General features: G+C 64.5%; 13 protein-coding genes. 8 read left to right on the top strand and 5 right to left on the bottom strand.

Annotated features, from left to right (window positions below; genetic code table 11):
* The first annotated feature begins 23 nt into the window (after positions 1 to 23).
* Together FAZ97_RS24345 and FAZ97_RS24340 are read left to right on the top strand one after the other, a co-directional pair.
* Entirely contained in the window at positions 24 to 704 is a 681-nt protein-coding gene (locus FAZ97_RS24345; protein ID WP_158761075.1) for a response regulator, read from the top strand.
* A gap of 171 nt (positions 705 to 875) precedes the next feature.
* Entirely contained in the window at positions 876 to 2,015 is a 1,140-nt protein-coding gene (locus FAZ97_RS24340; protein ID WP_407671913.1) for a porin, read from the top strand.
* Positions 2,016 to 2,084: 69 nt separating this feature from the next.
* Here the strand turns inward: FAZ97_RS24340 and FAZ97_RS24335 are convergent, their stop codons facing one another.
* Positions 2,085 to 2,384 (bottom strand): hypothetical protein, encoded by a 300-nt coding sequence (locus tag FAZ97_RS24335; protein WP_158761073.1) that lies wholly within the window; start codon positions 2,382 to 2,384, stop codon positions 2,085 to 2,087.
* A 509-nt stretch (positions 2,385 to 2,893) separates the two neighbouring features.
* On the opposite strand from FAZ97_RS24335, the gene FAZ97_RS24330 reads away from it, so the two are divergent.
* The 3 genes from FAZ97_RS24330 to FAZ97_RS24320 all read left to right on the top strand — a co-directional run bounded on the left by FAZ97_RS24330 (position 2,894) and on the right by FAZ97_RS24320 (position 7,575).
* Positions 2,894 to 4,165, top strand: coding sequence for a 2-hydroxycarboxylate transporter family protein (locus FAZ97_RS24330; protein ID WP_199272196.1), 1,272 nt, complete (start codon positions 2,894 to 2,896; stop codon positions 4,163 to 4,165).
* Positions 4,166 to 4,310: 145 nt separating this feature from the next.
* On the top strand, positions 4,311 to 6,191 hold the full coding sequence (locus FAZ97_RS24325; RefSeq protein WP_158761071.1) for an ATP-binding protein: 1,881 nt from the start codon (positions 4,311 to 4,313) through the stop codon (positions 6,189 to 6,191).
* 13 nt (positions 6,192 to 6,204) lie between these two features.
* Positions 6,205 to 7,575 carry a sigma-54-dependent transcriptional regulator gene (locus FAZ97_RS24320; RefSeq protein ID WP_158762399.1) on the top strand — a complete coding sequence of 457 codons (1,371 nt, stop codon included), beginning with the start codon at positions 6,205 to 6,207 and terminating at the stop codon, positions 7,573 to 7,575.
* 5 nt (positions 7,576 to 7,580) lie between these two features.
* Here the strand turns inward: FAZ97_RS24320 and FAZ97_RS24315 are convergent, their stop codons facing one another.
* Both FAZ97_RS24315 and FAZ97_RS24310 read right to left on the bottom strand, forming a co-directional pair.
* The gene (locus FAZ97_RS24315) at positions 7,581 to 8,018 is read right to left on the bottom strand and encodes a hypothetical protein (protein WP_158761070.1); all 438 of its coding nucleotides are present in this window, start codon (positions 8,016 to 8,018) and stop codon (positions 7,581 to 7,583) included.
* A 123-nt stretch (positions 8,019 to 8,141) separates the two neighbouring features.
* The gene (locus tag FAZ97_RS24310; protein WP_233271888.1) at positions 8,142 to 9,023 is read right to left on the bottom strand and encodes a LysR family transcriptional regulator; all 882 of its coding nucleotides are present in this window, start codon (positions 9,021 to 9,023) and stop codon (positions 8,142 to 8,144) included.
* Between the two features lie 170 nt (positions 9,024 to 9,193).
* On the opposite strand from FAZ97_RS24310, the gene FAZ97_RS24305 reads away from it, so the two are divergent.
* Genes FAZ97_RS24305 through FAZ97_RS24295 form a run of 3 tightly spaced genes read left to right on the top strand, consistent with a single transcriptional unit; the run spans position 9,194 to position 12,578 of the window.
* Positions 9,194 to 10,327 carry a C45 family autoproteolytic acyltransferase/hydolase gene (locus FAZ97_RS24305; RefSeq protein ID WP_158761069.1) on the top strand — a complete coding sequence of 378 codons (1,134 nt, stop codon included), beginning with the start codon at positions 9,194 to 9,196 and terminating at the stop codon, positions 10,325 to 10,327.
* A gap of 45 nt (positions 10,328 to 10,372) precedes the next feature.
* Entirely contained in the window at positions 10,373 to 11,239 is an 867-nt protein-coding gene (locus tag FAZ97_RS24300; RefSeq protein ID WP_233271887.1) for an alpha/beta hydrolase, read from the top strand.
* A 4-nt stretch (positions 11,240 to 11,243) separates the two neighbouring features.
* On the top strand, positions 11,244 to 12,578 hold the full coding sequence (locus FAZ97_RS24295; RefSeq protein ID WP_158761068.1) for an MFS transporter: 1,335 nt from the start codon (positions 11,244 to 11,246) through the stop codon (positions 12,576 to 12,578).
* Between the two features lie 29 nt (positions 12,579 to 12,607).
* Here FAZ97_RS24295 and FAZ97_RS24290 read toward each other — a convergent pair whose 3' ends face one another.
* The gene (locus tag FAZ97_RS24290; RefSeq protein WP_158761067.1) at positions 12,608 to 13,267 is read right to left on the bottom strand and encodes a M24 family metallopeptidase; all 660 of its coding nucleotides are present in this window, start codon (positions 13,265 to 13,267) and stop codon (positions 12,608 to 12,610) included.
* 223 nt (positions 13,268 to 13,490) lie between these two features.
* Positions 13,491 to 15,443 (bottom strand): hypothetical protein, encoded by a 1,953-nt coding sequence (locus tag FAZ97_RS35270; RefSeq protein WP_199272184.1) that lies wholly within the window; start codon positions 15,441 to 15,443, stop codon positions 13,491 to 13,493.

Raw genomic sequence — 15,443 nt, 5'->3', positions numbered from 1 at the left:
GTGAAAGGAGGTGAGGAGGGACCATGAAGCTGCTGCTCGTAGAGGACAATGCCGAACTCGCGCACTGGATCGTCAACCTGTTGCGCGCCGAGAATTTCACGGTGGACTGCGTGGTCGATGGAGAGGCCGCGGACTCCGTGCTGCTCACGCAGAGCTACGATCTCGTGCTTCTCGACATGCGTCTGCCGCGCCTGAGCGGCAAGGACGTGCTCAACCGCTTGCGGCGCCGGCGCAATAACGTGCCGGTGCTCATGCTGACCGCGCATGGCTCGATCGACGACAAGGTGGCGTGTTTCGGCGCGGGCGCCGACGACTACGTGGTCAAGCCATTCGACAGCCGCGAACTGGTTGCGCGCATCAAGGCGCTGATACGGCGGCAGACGGGCGAGAAGTCGGGCTGGCTCACCTGCGGCGACCTGCAGTACGTGTGCGACACGCGCGAGTTTCGCCACAAGGACGCGCCGCTCACGCTACGCCGGCGCGAGCATTCCATACTCGAAGCACTCATGCTGCGCCAGGGCAAGGCCGTGCCCAAGCATGCGCTGCTCGAGCGCATCTGCAGCCTGAGCGACGACCCGAGCGTGGACGCGATCGATATCTACATTCACAGGCTGCGCAAGCATCTCGCGGAGTCGAGCGTGCAAATCACCACGCTGCGCGGCCTCGGCTACATCCTTCGCGTGAAGGATCCCGTGCCGGCCTGAACAGGTTCGCTATTTTGCCGGTATTAGTGAATTTACTTAGTCATACGAAGCGGTCATGAAAGAATCGCGAAGGCTTCACCTCTCTACTATTCGTCTCACCCGCTGATTCACACGGCTCGCCGCAACCGGTGAGCGATGGCAGCGGGTCCATGAAAACTTCAACACAGCACCCTGGAGACGATCTTGAAGAGAAGGCACCTTGCATTCACCGTGACAGTTGGCGCACTGGCGGCGAGCGGCGCACACGCGCAGTCGAGCGTTCAACTCTATGGTCTTATCGACCTGAGCGTCCCCACGTATCAGTCGCACGCCGACGCCAACGGCAATCACGTGATCGGCATGGGCATTGCCGGCGAACCGTGGTTCAGCGGCAGCCGCTGGGGTTTGAAGGGCGCTGAAGACATTGGCGGCGGCACGAAGGTGATCTTCCGGCTCGAAAGCGAGTACCGCGTGAGCGACGGTCAGATGGAAGACCCGGGTCAGCTCTTCGACCGCGACGCCTGGGTGGGCCTCGAGGACGACCGCTTCGGCAAGATCACGGCGGGCTTCCAGAACACCATCGCGCGCGATGCCGCCGCCATTTACGGCGACCCGTACGGCAACGCGAAGCTCACGACGGAAGAGGGCGGCTGGACCAACGCGAACAACTTCAAGCAGATGATTTTCTACGCCGCGAGCGCAACGGGCACCCGTTACAACAACGGCGTCGCGTGGAAGAAGGTATTCGACAACGGGATCTTCGCGGCAGCGGGTTATGCATTCGGCAATTCAACGAGCTTCGGCAACAACGCGAACTATCAGTTCGCTCTCGGCTACAACGCTCCGACCTGGACGGCTTCGACCTTCTACAACCATGTGAACAACAACGGCAACACGAACCAGGCGTTCTCGGTGGGCGGCAACTACACGATCGGCATCGTGCGCGCCAATGCGGGCTATTTCCGCTACTGGGGCAATCAGGGTGCGCTCGGCCAGCGTCAGGACAATGCGTGGACGGTGTCGTTCAAGCTCGTGCCGAAGGGCGCGTTCGACTACGAACTCGGCTATCAGCAAATGCGCACGCACAACGCTGCGTATAACGTCGATGGCGATATTCCGAACGCCAACATCGGCGCATTCGATCCCACGAGCGGGCTGCACAACGGCTTCAAGGAAACGCTCTACGGCTCGATCTTCTACCACCTCTCGAAGCGCACCGAAGTGTATCTGGCAGGCGACTACATGAAGCTGCACGGCGGCTACACGGTCGGCACGACCTTCGGCGCGACCAACCAGGTCGAAGTGACGACGGGCGTGCGTACACGCTTCTGATCCGCGTTCATTCAAAACAAACGGGCTCGATTCGTCAGGCGAATCGAGCCCGTTGTTCTTGTTGCGGCATCAACCCGCGTTCACGCAGGCGACGCTCGGCGCCGTATAGGCAGAGGGATAAGGCGACTCCGGTCCGCTCACGAGCCGCAAGCGCTGCGTGGCGAGGACATCGGCCTCCACTTGTTCGCGGCGCGTGAGCGCCGCAGGTTCGCCCGCTGGCTGTGATTCGTTCACGCTGCAAAGCAGATTCCGTCCGCTCGATAACTGCACAGACGTCTGATAAGCGGAACCCGGCGGCGCGGCCAGCGCGCCGGTGCTCCACAGCACCGCGGCGCAAACGGCGGCGCACCCTGGCAAGACGATCTTCATGGCTCGCTCCTCAAGTTGCGGTGATTCATCTTCGGCCAACGATCGGTGCGGTTCCAGAGCAAATTCTGAAAATGATTCTTGCGTTCGGCTCAAGGGTCGCGCCCGTTCGTATGGCGCGTATGGTGCGGCACGCGCAATCGGTCGGCAGGCAGGCTGAGAATTCAGCCTGCGGCTCGGGCCGATTCTGAAATTTCGGAGCGATGGGGTGCGAGGGGTAGCGGGCGTTTTATGAAATTGCCAATAAATCAATGGGTTAAGTGTTTGTCGTCACGCCGGAACACGCTGGCACGGCTACTGCTATGTAGACACCCGGCGGCCTATCCCTCGATAGCCCGCCCCCCTTATTAAACAAGCACCGGAGACGCGACGCAGTCCGGTCGCGAAAACGAAGGAGACATCCCGTGCAGAACAGCGCATCCGCATCCGCCGCCTCGCAAGTGCCCCAGGCGGCCCCCGAGTCATCCACCACGACCCCCACCCGCTTCTGGCCCGAAGGCTGGTGGAAGCTGATGGAAATCCGCATCGGCATCATTCCGCTGCCGATCTACGTGATCCTGTTTGCGCTCATCGCGGGCTTCGCGGTCACCGGCAAGGTGCCCGGCGAGATCTCGATGGCCATCGCCGTGCTCGCCTTCTGCGGCTTCACGTGCGCCGAACTCGGCAAGCGCCTGCCGCTCCTGCGCAATATCGGCGCGGCGGCGATTCTCGCGACCTTCGTGCCTTCGGCGCTCGTGTATTACCACGTGCTGCCCGCGCCCGTGCAGCACCTCACGGTCGAGTTCACGAAGCAGACCAACTTCCTGTATCTGTTCATCGCCTCGATCATCGTCGGCAGCATTCTGAGCATGGACCGCCGCGTGCTGATTCAAGGCTTCCTGAAGATCTTCATTCCGCTCGCGGCCGGCACGGTGGCGGCGACCATCGTCGGCACGGCGGTTGGCGCGGCGCTCGGCCTTGGCGTCAAACATACGCTGCTCTATATCGTCGTGCCGATCATGGCGGGCGGCGTGGGCGAAGGCGCGATTCCGCTCTCGGTGGGCTACTCGGAAATCATGCATGTGGCGCAAGGCGATCTGTTCGCGCAGGTGCTGCCGCCCGTGATGCTCGGCAGCCTCATCGCCATCATTCTCTCGGGCATGCTCGACATGCTGGGCCGCCGCATGCCGCATCTCACCGGCAACGGCCGCCTGCAAGTCGGCGCAACCGATGAACTGGCCTCGTCGTCGAACGACGAAGTCCGCGCTCACGTGGACGTAAGCCATATCGCTGCCGCCGGTATCACGGCGATCACGCTGTACCTCATCGGCCTGATGGCCAACAAGCTGATCGGTCTGCCCGCGCCGGTGGCCATGCTGTTCCTCGCCGTGCTCGTGAAGCTCGCGCGCGCGGTGTCGCCGCCGCTGCAGGAAGGCGCGTTCGTGGTCTACAAGTTCTTCTCGACGGCGGTCACGTACCCGCTGCTGTTCGCCATCGGCGTGGCGATGACTCCGTGGGACAAGCTCATGGCCGCCTTCACGCTCGTCAACGTCGTGACGATTGCGGCAACCGTCGTCACGCTCATGGGCACGGGCTTCGTGGTGGGGCGCCTGATGAAGATGTACCCTATCGACACCGCAATCGTGAACGCGTGCCACAGCGGCCAGGGCGGCACCGGCGACGTGGCGATCCTCACCGCCGCGAACCGCATGCAACTCATGCCGTTCGCGCAGATCGCCACGCGTATCGGCGGCGCCATCGTCGTGACCGTGACGCTCATCCTGCTCGCGCATTTCGGCGCCTGACGCGCTGCAGTTTGCCTCTCGTTCGCCTCTCGTGCGCCCCTCCTGCGAGCCTCGCGCACGCCTTCGCGATAGAGTCGCCGGTGGATCCGGCGCGCGGTATCCGCTGAACCCGCCGTCTGGCGGCAGCCAATCGACGAGGGCGAACGTGCACAAGCGTTACAAGGGCATTCCATGGTGGGGATGGGCGGCGGCGGCCGTGCTGTATGTCGGCGCGGCCGCCGCCGCGGTGGAGTTCGCATGGAGCCGCGCAATCGACGCGCTCGCCGACGTGGGCGAGCATCGGCTCGATCTCTACGCGGCGAGCCTGAAAAGCGAGCTGGGACGCTTCGAGATGGTCCCCGCGCTCGTGGCGCGCCAGGACAGCGTGCGGGCGTTGCTCAAGGCTACGCCCGATGAAGCGCGCGCCATGTTGCCCTCGGTCGATGCCTACCTCGAAGCGGTCAACAACGATGTCGGCAGCGGGGCCGTCGACGTGATCGACGCGCACGGCACGGTGATCGCCGCGAGCAACTGGAACCAGCCGGTCAGCTTCGTCAACACCAACGTGTCGTATCGCCCGTACTTCAAGGACGCGCTCGCGCAGGGCCGCGGCCGCTTCTTCGGCATTGGCACCAACACCGGCGTGCCGGGGCTGTACTTCGCGAACGCGATTCACGATGGCGATGCGGGCAATGCGGCAATCGGCGCGGCGGCGGTGAAGGTCAGCGTCGACGCGCTCGAATCCGCATGGCGCACGCCGGGCGAAGCGGCGATCGTCGTCGACAGCAACGGCGTGATCGTGATCTCGACCCAGCCCGAATGGAAATTCACCGCCATGCGGGCGATGACCGAGCCGCAGCAGCGCGACATCCAGGCGTCGCGGCAATACGCGGGCCGCATTGTCGAGGCGCTGCAGTACCGGCGCGTTGGCGACTGGAACGACAATGCGTGGATCGGCATCTTTCCCGATCTGCGCCGCGCGGGCCGCACCGCCCGCTTTCTCGTGATGTCGCGCCCCGCGCCGCAAGGGCAGGACACGATCATGGTGCTACTCGACACGGCGGGCGCGCGGCGACAGCAGCGGCTCGCGTTTGCGTTCGTGACGGGTTTGTTTCTGATCGCCGCGCTCTATGCGCTATACGCGGTGCAGCGCCGCCGCGTGATCGTGGAAAAGCTCAAGGGTCAGGAGGCGTTGCGGCGCGCGAACGACCAGCTCGAAGCGACCGTGGCGCAGCGCACCGCCGCGCTCACGCAGGCAAACGCGCAGATGCAGCGCGAGATCGCCGAGCGCGAACGCACCGAGCAGCGCCTGCGCGCGACGCAGCAGGAGGTCGTGCATGCCGGCAAGCTCGCGGTGATCGGCCAGATGGCGGCGGGGCTCACGCACGAGCTGAATCAGCCGCTCGTCGCGATCCGCACGCTCTGCGACAATGCGCGCACTTTCTTCGAGCGCAATCAAAGCGCACAGGCGAACGCCAACCTCGAGCGCGTCGGGCGTCTCGTGGACAGCATGGCGGTGCTCACGAGCGAGCTGAAGGCGTTCGCGCGCAAGCCGGAAGTGGAGCGCGTGGCGGTGTCGCTTGGCGAAGCGGTGGCGCATGCACGGCTCATCTACGAGTCGCGCATCCGCGACGAAGCGGTGCAACTCGACGTGCGGATCGCGCCGGGCACGACGGTATATGCGGAGTCGAGCCAGTTGCAGCAGGTGATCGTGAACCTGCTTGGCAACGCGCTCGACGCGGTGCGCGACGCGAGCAAGCGTGTGATCGCGATGGAAGCGAGCGAGCCCGATGCACAGGGCCGCGTACGCTTTACGATCGACGATAGCGGCCCCGGCATTGCGCCGGAAGTGCTGGCGCACCTGTTCGAGCCGTTCGTGACCACCAAGCCGCGCGGCCAAGGTCTCGGGCTGGGGCTCGCGATCACGTCGCGCATTATCGAAGGCTTTGGCGCGAAAATTACGTCCACGAATCGCGACGAAGGCGGGGCTCGCTTCACGATCGAATTCGCGGCCGCCGAGCCGCAAAGGACAGAACATGGCAGCTGACGTGGCAAATACGGTGGCAAATGAGATTCGCGTGCTGGTCGTCGAGGATGATGAAAATGTCCGCATCGGCGTCGAGCAGGCGGTGGCGCTGGCGGGCTTTCCAGTGAGCGCGTATGCGTCGGCGGCCGATGCCTATGCGGACATCGCTCCGGGCGCGCCGATCGTGATCGTCTCGGACGTGCGCATGCCCGGCATCGACGGGTTGCAGCTGCTCGACCACGTGATGGCGATCGACCCGCAAATCCCGGTGCTGCTGATCAGCGGGCATGCGGATATTTCGACGGCGGTCAGCGCGATGCGCGTGGGTGCCTACGACTTTATCGAAAAGCCGTTTTCGTCCGATGTGATCGCCGGCCGTGTGGCCCGCGCGGTCGAGAAACGCCGGCTCACGCTCGAAGTCGAGGGACTGCGCGCGTCATTGCACAACTGGCAGGGGATCGAGGCGCTGGTGCTCGGCAAGTCGCCGGCCATGGCGGAAGTCCGCAAGAAAATTCTGCGCCTTGCAGATACGTCCGTGTCGGTGCTGATCACCGGCGAAACGGGCACCGGCAAGGAGCTGATCGCACGCAGCCTGCACGACTTCAGCACAAGGCGCGACGCGCATTTCGTGGCGCTGAACTGCGGCGGCCTGCCCGAGCAGGTGTTCGAGAGCGAGCTGTTCGGGCATGAGGCGGGTGCGTTCACGGGCGCAATCAAGAAGCGCGTGGGCAAAATCGAATGGGCGAACGGCGGCACGCTCTTTCTCGACGAAATCGAAACGATGTCGATGCCGCTGCAGATCAAGATGCTGCGCGTGCTGCAGGAGCGCGTGGTCGAGCGGCTTGGCGCGAACGAACTGATTCCGGTGGATTGCCGCATCGTCGCCGCTTCGAAGGCGGACCTCGCCGAGGTGTCCGCTGAGGGAAACTTCCGCGCCGACCTGCTGTACCGGCTCAACGTCGCGCAGATCGAATTGCCGCCGCTGCGCGAGCGGCGCGAAGACGTTCCGCTGCTGTTCGAACATTTCGTGCTCGCGGCGGCGCGCCGCTTCGGCACGCCCGCACCGGTCGTGACCGCTGCACAGGTGTCCGAACTGATGACGCACGCGTGGCCCGGCAATGTGCGCGAGCTGCAGAATGTCGCCGACCGCTTCGTGCTCGGGCTCACCGGCGACAGCCTGCTTTCCGCGGGCGCGGCTACCGTGAAAGGGGAGACGCTTGCGGACCAGATTGCGTACTTCGAACGCATGCTGATCGAGAACACCCTGCGGCGCCATCACGGCAACGTTGCTCAGGCGAGCGACGAGCTAGGCATGCCGAGGAAAACGCTTTATCACAAGCTGCGTCAGTTGAAGATCGCGGCTCGTGACTCGCAGGGCGACGAGAAGGACGACAAAGACGCCTGAGCGGTTTAGTTGGTGCGGTAGGTGGTCGTCGACGATTTCAGTTTCGTGAGCGCGCCGTTCTTGAGCCGGAACCAGCCTTCCGAGCCTTGCATCACGACTTCGTCGGGTTGCCAGAACACGCGCTTGATCGTCATGCGCGTGTTTGCGTGCTGCACGAGCGGCGGGTTGCGGCGAAAGTCGTACAGCACCGGGCCGAAGTCGGTCTGCACGAGCATGCGCGTAATCGTGCTGTTGTCGTGGCCCACTTCGTCGAAATGGGCGAGCGTTTTCGCGTCGAAGCGGTCGAAGATATCCTTGCCGAGGACGGCCACAAAGTCGCGGTCGTCGCGCACGAACTGCACCGTGCCCGCGGGGGTGGCGAAAGCGCCGGGTGCGTTGCTTTGCGCATGGGCGCAGGTCGCGAGCGAGGCGGCGGTGAGTGCGGCGAGTAACAGTCGTTTCATGTTGCTTTCCATTGGGTTCGCAGCATTTTCGTTGATTTCTGTCGCGGCGTCGAATCTTGCGACCGTGGGTCGCAAATGCCAGCGCGGGTTTCTTTACCTCGCGAGCAAATCAATCAGTAAAGCTTATGAATTGGAGAGCGCCGCAAGCAGCTGATTCTTCACAATCGCCGTCGCGCGCGGCTGGCGTCCGAACTCGTACCACGCCACGTGCCGGCGCCACGTGGTGCCGGGAATCGGCTTGACGAACAGTTGCGGGTCGTCGGCCCACGCGGCGTGACGCAGGCTCGGCACGATCGAAACCCCCACGTTCTGCCGCACCAGATCGGCAATCGCCGCAATCGAATTCATTTCCAGCACCGGGTTGACCTCCACGCGCAAACGGCGCAGCAGACTCGTCACATGCCTGCCGGTCAGCGACGCCGCTTCGAAGCCGATGAACGGCAAGCGCTTGAGCAGCGAGGCCGCCGACGCTTCGGCCGGACCGACCGCCGGATTGGCCAGCAGCACGAGCGGCTCCTCATACAACGACTCCCACGATTCGGGCAGCGTGGTCGTGCGCGGTTCGCTGATGATCACCGCGGCGTCGATTTCGCCTGTACGGACCTGGCGCTCGAGTTCCGGGCTGCTGCCGTGGGTGAGGCGCACGTTCAGCGCCGGGTACGGCACCTTGAGCTTGATGACGTTGGCGGCGAGAAAGCCCATCGACGACACGGTGGAGCCGATCGTGACCGTGCCTTCGATGCTGTGCGTGTCGGCCACGCCGCGCAGCAGCGAGTCGTAGGCGGCCACCACCGTGCGCGCCTGTTCGAGGATCGAGCGGCCCGCGTCGTTGAGCTGGATGCTGCGGCCGCTGCGATCGAACAACTGACGTTGGCACACGCGCTCCAGCGTGCGCATTTGCGCGCCGACCGCCGCGTGGGTCAGCGCCATGCGATCGGCGGCGGCCGCCATCGTGCCGTGCTTCTCGATTGCCAGAAAGGTCCGGAGCATCCGGATTTCGCTCATCCTGCGCCTCCTCGGGCGAGTTCGTGGTGCGTCTTGCCGTGCGCGCATGATCGCACGAAACACAAAAAAATCTTTCCTTTCAGTAAAGAAAATAACGCTTTTTATTTTATTTCTCTCGCCTGAGAATCGGTTCAACAACGTTCATTCGCTTCTTGCGTGGGAGTCATTCGATGCCGCAAATCCAGCCGTTTCCGTTCGTCAGCGTGTCGGGCAAGCCCTATGAGCGCGGGGTGCAGTATGGCCGCGCCGTAGCCGAGCGCGTTCGTTTGAGCGCGTCGCGCTACGGCCAGACGCTGCGCAATATCGGCTACAGCGAGGCGTCGCAAATGGCGCTCATCCGCTCGCTCGAACAGGCCATCGGCGAATTCCAGCCCGCATATCTCGACGAAATGCGCGGCATTGCGGTGGGCGCGGACGTGCCGTTCGAAGACATCGTCATGATCAACGCGCGCACCGAGGTGCTGGCCAAGGCGCGCGCCGAAAAAGCGCCGCCCGCGGATGCCGAAGACGAGGACGGCTGCACGGGCGTGCTCGTGTTGCCGTCGCGTTCCGCGAACGGGCGGCTGATCCACGCGCAGAACTGGGACTGGAAAGCCGATTGCGTCGATACGGGGATCGTCCTGCGCGTGCGTAGCGACGAGGGGCCCGACTATCTGACCTTCGTCGAAGCGGGCGGCCTTGCCCGCAGCGGCCTGAATGCGGCGGGCGTGTCGATCACGGCGAACTACCTCGAATCGGATCGCGATTACACGCAGATGGGCGTGCCGCTCTCGCTCTTGCGCCGCCGCGTGCTCGAAGAACCGGTCTTCGCCAATGCGATGCGCACGATCGCCACCACGCCCAAATCGTGCTCGAACAACATCATGCTCGGCATGGCCGAAGGCTTCGGCATCGATTTCGAATGCGCGCCGGACGAGGCGTTTCCGATCTGGCCCGGCGACGACCAACTGATCGTGCACGCGAACCACTGGATGAGCCCGGTCGCCCGCACGAAGCTGCGCGACACCGGCTGCGAGAACTCGCCCGACAGCTACTACCGCGACTGGCGCGTGCGCCAGTTGCTCAACGCCGCGCCGAAGGTCGACCGCAACGCGGTGAAGGCGGCGCTGTTCGACGCGTTCGGCACGCCGCATTCGGTTTGCCGTCCGCCGCGTCCGGGCACGCGCCACACGCTGAGCGCAACGGTCGCGATGATCGTCATGGAACCGGCCATCGGCGAGATGGACGTCGCGCCGATGCCCGCGCTCAATCGCGTGTTCACTCGCTACAGCCTGCAGCGCGACCCGATTGCCGAAGCGGCTTGAAGCGCGAAAGACGCCATACCAGAAACGAATCAGGAGGAGAGACCGATGTCCGAAGTTGCAGAAGAGCCGCTCACGGTAGACCACGCGAAAGCCCAGGCGCTCTATGACCTGGGCTCGACCACGGTGTACGCGAGCCGGCACGATGCGCGGTTCCCCTACACGCTGTACGTGCCGCCCGAAGTGACGACGCCTGGCAACGACGTCGAACTGGTGGTCGTGATGCACGGCACCGGTCGTCAATTCATTCAGTACCGCGATGCATTTGCGGGCTTCGGCCGCTGGAATCGCTGCATCGTGCTGTGTCCGCTCTTTCCGGTGGGCGTGCGCGGCGATGGCGACCGCAGCGGCTTCAAGCGCCTCGTGGAAGGCGATATCCACTACGATAACGTCCTGCTCGACATGGTGAGCGAAGTGGGCGAGCGCTACGGCAAGCGCTTCGAGAAGTTCGCCTTGTTCGGCTACTCGGGCGGCGGGCAGTTCGTCAACCGTTTCGCCTATGTACACCCCGAGCGCTTGTGGGCGGCCACCATCGGCGCGCCGGGCAACGTGACGCTGCTGGACGCGTCGAAGGATTGGTGGCTGGGTGTGGGCGGCTTCGAGCGGCAGTTCGGCAAGCCTTTCGATCTCGCGGCGCTGCGCCAGGTGCCGGTGCAGATGGTGGTGGGCCGCGCGGACCTCGAAACGTGGGAGATCACGGTGCGCGACGACAGCCCGATGTACCTGCCGGGCATCAACGACGCGGGCAGAACGCGCCCGGAGCGGCTCAGGGCGCTCAAGGCATCGTTCGAGGCGGCCGGTATAGCCGTGCGCTTCGACGAACTCGAGAACATCGCCCACAGCGGCCTGCAGGTGGTCGAGGTGGTCCAGGACTTCTTCGCACAACGCTTGCGCACGATGCGCACGGGAGCCTAAGCCGATGGACACGGTCAGCGAAGCCAGAAAGATCCGCAGGGTCATCATCACGACCGTGGCGGGCGGCACGTTCGAATGGTTCGACTTCGCGGTATACGCCTATTTTTCGAGCCTGATCGCGCGGACGTTTTTCGCTGGCGTGAATCGCGGCGAGTCCTTGCTGCTGACGTTCGCGACGTTCGCGGTCGGCTTTCTCGTGCGGCCGATAGGCGGCGTCGTGATGGGCATGTACGCCGACCGCGCAGGGCGCGTGAAGGCGCTCTCGTGGATCATGGTGGCGATGTCCGTGGCCTCGCTGTTGCTGGCGCTGACGCCGGGCTACGCCACGCTCGGGCTTGCGGCGCCCATTCTGGTGGTGATCGGCCGCCTCGTGCAGGGCTTTGCGGTGGGCGCGCAGTTCGCGCTTTCGTCGGTCACGATTTACGAGGTCGCGCCGCCTGGCAAGAAGATGTTCTACGGCAGCTTCAACATGGTTTCGCTTGGCGTGGCGGCCATGCTGTCCTCGGGGTGCAGCTACCTGTTGACGAGTCATCTTTCGCACGACGCGCTCGCCGCGTGGGGGTGGCGCGTGCCGTTCCTGATCGGCGCGCTCGTCGGGCCCATCGGGTTCTATCTGCGGCATCACATCGGCGAGTCGGACGACTTTCAACGCATGCAGGCGCGCCCCGCCGCGCGGGCGCCAACGCTCGTGCGCGCGCGCCAGTTCGTGCGCGAAAACGGCGATGCGCTCGTGTGTGCGATGGGCGTGATGATCGCCGGCACTTCGCTCAATTACGTGTGGAACGCCTATCTGCCGAACTATGCGCAGTTCCAGCTGCATCTCTCGCTGGGCTCGACGCTGCGCGGCGTGTTCGTGACGAGCCTCGTGATGTCGATCCTGTCGCCCGTGTTCGGCAAGCTCGCCGACCGCATCGGCGCCTATCGTTTGTTCTGCTTGTTTATCGCCGGATGGATGGTGTGTGTCTTTCCGCTCTTCTGGTACCTGCTCGCCCAGCCGAGCGAGTTCAGGCTGATGTTCGTGCAGATCGTCGGCATGCTGTTCCTGACGCTGCAAGGCGCCGCACACCCCGGCATGCTCGTGAAGATCTTTACGGTGCAAGGCCGCTCGACCGGCGTGGCGATCGCGTATAACACGGCGGTGATGCTGTTCGGCGGGCTGGCGCCTTTTTATATCTCGGTCGTGGCGCGATTTACCGACGCCAGATTCATTCCGCCGGGCTATTTGTTCGGCACGAGCTTGCTGGCCATCGTACTCGTGCTGCTCACGCGCACGGGGCGGCGCGTGCTGCATGACGACCGCGCGCAGCGCAGCTACGAGGCGCAGACGTCGTCAGCCTGATTGCGTCGCATGATGTGCCGCGCGCGGCGTCAGGCGAGCAGATCCTCGTAGAATGCGCCGAATGCGCGGGTGGGGTGAGCGATCTGTATTTCGAGGATCCACAACCCGGCGGCCGGCACCGTTTCGAAGTCGCCGAGGTCGCCGGCCCGGTAAATGGCGTGCGGGAAGTCGCTCACGCGATGGCCCTTGATATCGACGTTCAGGCGCCAGCCGTAGGCGCTCGCGCGTTCTGCCGCGAAGTCGTAGAGCGCCTTGCCGCTGCAACCGGTGCTGCGCCAGTGGATGGCCACCTCGTCGTAGATGATCTTGACGTCGCGTGCGCAGCGCCGCATTTCGAGGTCGCCGCCGGTGACAAAGGTGGCGCCCGCGTCGCCTTCATGCTGATTCCACACCACGCCAAGGTCGATGAAGAAGATGTCGTCCGCGCCCAGAACGGGGTCGCCCTCGGAGCGCTCCTTGAAGATGCGCAGTGTGTTTTCGCCGAAGCGGATCAGCACGGGATGCCAGATGCGGTCCATGCCCAGCGCTTCGAGTATGGCCTTGCTTTGCGCGGTGGCTTCCGATTCGCGCATGCCGGGCCGGACGGCGGCCGCGATCTGCTCGATCGCCTTCCAGGTCATCACGCGTGCGTGTTCCATGGCGTCGGCCGAGAACTTTTCTCCCACCGCTTCCTTGCTGCCAATGTTCACCTGATGTCGCTCCAGTTGTCTTGCCGCCCGTGGGCCGGGGCGGTATCGCTATATTCTCTCGTATATTTCGGTTCATTGACAACCGCGGCGATGTCCGGCTCGCGGTGAGCAAGCGCATCGACGGTAAACGGACGAAGCGCCCGGCCCGCGGAACGGTGTCCGCGGGCCGGGCGCTTCGGGGTGGCGCTTTGCGTGCGGCCAGGCGGCCGCCTGGATCACCTGGTTAGTTCGGCACGTAGCCCGTAGGCAGCGTCGAATTGGCGCTCGCCACCGTCGCATTCTGTGAAACCACATACACCGGCGATTCAGTCAGATTCAGCGAAAGCTGGCCATTGGTGTAGCTCATCGTTGTCGGATTGCCCATCTCGTCGAGCACGGTGACCGTGCCGTTCGTGCCGGGCGCATCCACCGCGAGGCTGTAGGCCACGCTATAGGTCGAGCTGTAGCCGCTGCTCGCGCTCCACACGCTGTTGTTGTGCGTCCAGAGCGCGGTGATGACCGCGCCGTTGTTCAACTGCTGGAACGCGTAGGCGTAGACACCCGAGGGCGTGCCGTTCACCGGGCCGAGCGTGTTGGTGCCGTCGAGAATGCGCGTCATGGCCGCGACGGCCATCGCCGCCGGCTTGGGGCTGATGTTCTGCGCGCCGTATTGGCCCTGCGCGTCGGCGAGATCGAAGAACGTGCCATAGCCCACGAGGCCTGGGAAGTCGGCGCCATAGAAAATCCACGTTTGATCGGAGCCTTCGCCCAGAATGATGACGTGGCTGCGCGCCACCAGTGCGCCCTGCGCGTACAGGATGTTGCCAGTCGGATAGTTGGCGCCGTACGACGAGCCGTTGTCATAGCTGATGCCCAGCTCCGTGGTGAACAGCTTCATGCCCGGCTTGTAGTCGGCGGCCATTTCGCTGCGCAGCGCGCGCATTTGCCCGATCAGCGAGCCCGATGCGTTGGCGGGATCGGTCGCGAGACGCTCCGGCGGATACGAAGGCGAGGTGCCGTTGATGTCGTAGTAGCCGTGCGTCGTCACGCCGTCGATGTACTGCGCGTAGCCGAGCGGCGCGAGCGTCTTGAGCTGGCTGGCGGTGCCCGAGGGCGCCGTATCGGTCGGTCCCATCACTACGGCGTGCGGGTCGGTCGAATGGATGCCCTGATAGACGGTCTGATAGAGCTGCACGAACTGCGCGTTCGTGCCTTGCCATTGCGCGTCCGGTTCCCAGGTGAGCTGGTAGTAGTTGGCCGACTGGTTCGGAAAATAAGTCGTCCGAATGAGGTTCGATTCCGTGCCGATCCGGGCCATGTAGTTCTGGTAGTACGAGAGATCGGTCGGCGGCAGCGATTCGTCCTCGAACGCGCCCGTCGGGCTTGCCCACGCCGGAATGCCGTCCAGCCGCACGAGCCGCATCACCTGGCCCGTGGTGTAGAACGGGTCGAGGTTATTGGCGTTCGGGTTGAAGGTGTTGGGGCCGTTCGGCTCCATGTTGTACAGCTCGCGATGGTCGTACGTCCACGAGATGCCAAGCGAGGAGAGCACGGAGGTGTTGTCGTCCTCGCCTTGCATGCCGAAGCGATGCAGGTCCTGATGCGGGTACGTGACGCCCGGCACGATGTTGGCCAGATTGGGCAGCACGCCGAAGGTCGCGGTGCCCGCGGGGCGGGTGCCGAGCGAGGGCAGCTGACCGCCGGCGTTGCCGAGCGTCGCGGACACGGCGAAGTAGCCCGCGAGCGTGGACGAGCAGGAGAGCGTGGTCGTCAAGGGTCCCGCCGTTACGGGCAGGCTGCCACTCGCGGCCACGTTGCCGAACTGGTCGGCGATCGACCAGATCAGTGTGTCGGCGGCGGGCGCGTTGGTCGTGAAGGCAACGGGGAACGTCGTGGCCGAGGCGAAGATGCGGCCGCTCTGCGTGGTCGGCGTATCGGCCGAAACGAGCGCGCTGCCGGAACTAGCGCTCGACGTCGAGGCGGAGCCGCAGGTCATCGTCCCCGGCTTGAGCGCGTTCGTGCCCGTATTCGCCGCGGCTGCGTTGCTGCCGCCATTGGCGCTGTTGGCACTATTGGAGCCGCTCGCGTTTTGCGACGTGGCCGAGGCATTGGTTGCACCGCCGGAGCTTCCGGAACCGCCGCCACCGCACGCCGCGAGGAATAGCGACGAGGACAGCAAGAGATAAAAGAGTTTCAT

Source organism: Paraburkholderia acidiphila (genome assembly GCF_009789655.1).
Taxonomy (GTDB): Bacteria; Pseudomonadota; Gammaproteobacteria; order Burkholderiales; family Burkholderiaceae; genus Paraburkholderia; species Paraburkholderia acidiphila.
This window is presented reverse-complemented; position numbering and strand designations above follow the sequence as displayed.

What these genes read in the sequence shown, in the direction of transcription:
- FAZ97_RS24345 (WP_158761075.1), top strand. Translation starts at nt 24, where the DNA reads ATGAAGCTGCTGCTCGTAGAGGACAATGCCGAACTCGCGCACTGGATC.
- FAZ97_RS24335 (WP_158761073.1), bottom strand. Translation starts at nt 2,384, where the DNA reads ATGAAGATCGTCTTGCCAGGGTGCGCCGCCGTTTGCGCCGCGGTGCTG.
- FAZ97_RS24330 (WP_199272196.1), top strand. Translation starts at nt 2,894, where the DNA reads ATGGAAATCCGCATCGGCATCATTCCGCTGCCGATCTACGTGATCCTG.
- FAZ97_RS24315 (WP_158761070.1), bottom strand. Translation starts at nt 8,018, where the DNA reads ATGAAACGACTGTTACTCGCCGCACTCACCGCCGCCTCGCTCGCGACC.
- FAZ97_RS24310 (WP_233271888.1), bottom strand. Translation starts at nt 9,023, where the DNA reads ATGAGCGAAATCCGGATGCTCCGGACCTTTCTGGCAATCGAGAAGCAC.
- FAZ97_RS24305 (WP_158761069.1), top strand. Translation starts at nt 9,194, where the DNA reads ATGCCGCAAATCCAGCCGTTTCCGTTCGTCAGCGTGTCGGGCAAGCCC.
- FAZ97_RS24300 (WP_233271887.1), top strand. Translation starts at nt 10,373, where the DNA reads ATGTCCGAAGTTGCAGAAGAGCCGCTCACGGTAGACCACGCGAAAGCC.
- FAZ97_RS24295 (WP_158761068.1), top strand. Translation starts at nt 11,244, where the DNA reads ATGGACACGGTCAGCGAAGCCAGAAAGATCCGCAGGGTCATCATCACG.
- FAZ97_RS35270 (WP_199272184.1), bottom strand. Translation starts at nt 15,443, where the DNA reads ATGAAACTCTTTTATCTCTTGCTGTCCTCGTCGCTATTCCTCGCGGCG.